This window comes from Actinomadura livida (genome assembly GCF_014648675.1).
Classification (GTDB): domain Bacteria; phylum Actinomycetota; class Actinomycetes; order Streptosporangiales; family Streptosporangiaceae; genus Spirillospora; species Spirillospora livida.
Genome location: NZ_BMRO01000039.1, coordinates 3,079 through 5,278, shown reverse-complemented (window position 1 = coordinate 5,278; position 2,200 = coordinate 3,079). Strand labels below are relative to the sequence as shown.

Here is a 2,200-nt window from a genome sequence, read left to right as displayed (position 1 = left end):
TTGCCGTCCTGGCCGGGCAGGGCGCGTCCGGTGACCACGGCCGGGTGCGGCTCACCGGCCGCCAGCGCCCGCAACCCCTCACGCAACCCGGCTTCGTCGCCGACGATGACGGCACGATGCTCCAGCACCGAGCGGGTGGCCAAAGCCCAGGCCACTCCCTCGGGAGCCGCATCGGGATGGGCGTCCAGATGGGCGGCGAGCCGCTCGGCCTGCGCGGCCAGTGCCGGCTCGGTCTTCGCTGACAGCACCCAGGCGAGCGCCGGGCAAGGGTCGTCCTCTGCTCGGTCGGCGGCCTCTGAGACAGGACCGTTGGGCGCCTCATCGGGGTCGGCTGCCAACCCGCGATCGGCAGCCTGGTCGGGTGCCTGCTCGATGATGGTGTGAGCGTTGGTTCCGCTGATGCCGAAGGAGGAGACCGCGGCGCGGCGAGGCTGTCCGGTCTCGGGCCACGGGACGGTTTCGGTGAGGAGTTCGACGGTTCCGGCGGACCAGTCGACGTGCGGTGTCGGCTCGTCGACGTGCAGGGTCTGCGGCAGGACGCCGTGCCGCATGGCCTGGACCATCTTGATGACTCCGGCGACGCCGGCGGCGGCCTGGGTGTGCCCGAGGTTCGATTTGATCGACCCCAGCCGAAGCGGCCGCTCGCGTTCCCGGCCGTAGGTCGCGAGCAGGGCCTGGGCTTCGATGGGGTCGCCGAGGGCCGTGCCGGTGCCGTGCGCTTCGACGGCGTCGATGTCGTCGGGAGCCAGCCGGGCTCGACCGAGAGCCTCCCGGATGACCCGCTGCTGGGACGGCCCGTTCGGCGCGGTCAGCCCATTGCTGGCGCCATCCTGGTTGACCGCCGATCCGCGCACGATCGCCAGAACGGGGTGGCCGTTGCGCTGCGCGTCCGACAGCCGCTCGACGAGAAGGAGCCCGACGCCCTCGCCCCAGCCGGTGCCGTCGGCCGCCGCGGCGAACGGCTTGCAGCGGCCATCGCGTGCCAGGCCCCGCTGCCGCGAGAAGGCGACGAATATGCCGGGAGTGGACATGACGGTGGCGCCGCCCGCGATGGCGAGATCGCACTCCCCCTGCTGGAGGGCCTGGCAGGCCAGATGGAGGGCGACGAGGGAGGAGGAGCAGGCCGTGTCGACCGTGACCGCGGGCCCTTCCAGGCCGAGTGTGTAGGAGATGCGTCCTGACGCCACGCTGCCGGATGTCCCAGAGCCCAGATAGCCCTCGGATTCACCGGAGATTCTGAGATGGCCGGTGCCGTAGTCGTGTGACGAGATACCGGTGAAGATGCCGGTGCGGGTGCCGTGGAGGGTGGCCGGGTCGATGTGGGCGTTCTCGATGGTCTCCCAGGCGGTTTCGAGGAGGAGCCGCTGCTGGGGGTCGGTGGCCTGGGCTTCGCGGGGACTGATGTTGAAGAAGTCGGCGTCGAAGTGGTCGGCGTCGTAGAGAAAGCCGCCCTCGCGGGCATAGGTGGTCCCCGGCTGGTCGGGATCGGGATGGTGCAGGTCCTCTATGGGCCAGCCCCGGTTCGACGGGAACTCGCCGATGGCGTCGACACCGCCGGCGACCAGGTTCCACAGCTGCTGCGGTGTGCGGACGTCGCCCGGGTAGCGGCATCCCATCGCGACGATCGCGATCGGCTCGTCGGTGGCGCTCCCCACCGCCCTCGCGGTCGCCGGCGCGTGGGTGTCGAGAAGCGTGTCCTTGAGGTGCAGGGCGAGTGCCTGAGGCGTGGGGTGGTCGAAGACCAGCGTCGCCGGGAGGCGCTGTCCGGTGGCGGTGGCCAGGCGGTTGCGCAGTTCGATCGCGGTGAGGGAGTCGAAGCCCAGTTCGCTGAACGGGCGTCCCACGTCGACGCCTTCCACCGACCCGTGCGCCAGGACGGCGGCGACATTGCTCCTGACCAGGGAGAGGAGCCTGCCTTCCTGTTCCTCGGGACTGAGAGCCGCCAGCCGCCCGGCCAGATCGCCCGGACCGGACGCCGTGCTCGCCGTCCGGCGGACGGAGGAGCCGCGGACGAGCCCCTGGAGGAGCGGCGGAGGCGGGGAGGGCGCCTTGGCGAGGTTGATGGGCGTGGCGAGGAGGTGAGGGTCGGGGACGTCCAGTACGGCATCGAAGAGTTCGAGGCCCTGCGCCGTCGGGATGGGGGGCAGGCTCTGGCCGATGCGGGCGCGGTCGGCGTCGCTGAGATGGCCGGTCATGCCGC

At 71.6% G+C, this 2,200-nt stretch carries 1 protein-coding gene; it reads right to left on the bottom strand.

Annotated features, from left to right (window positions below):
- On the bottom strand, positions 1-2,195 hold a 2,195-nt coding region (locus tag IEZ03_RS37160), incomplete at its 3' end, for a type I polyketide synthase (RefSeq protein ID WP_308428024.1).
- Positions 2,196-2,200 lie beyond the last annotated feature (5 nt).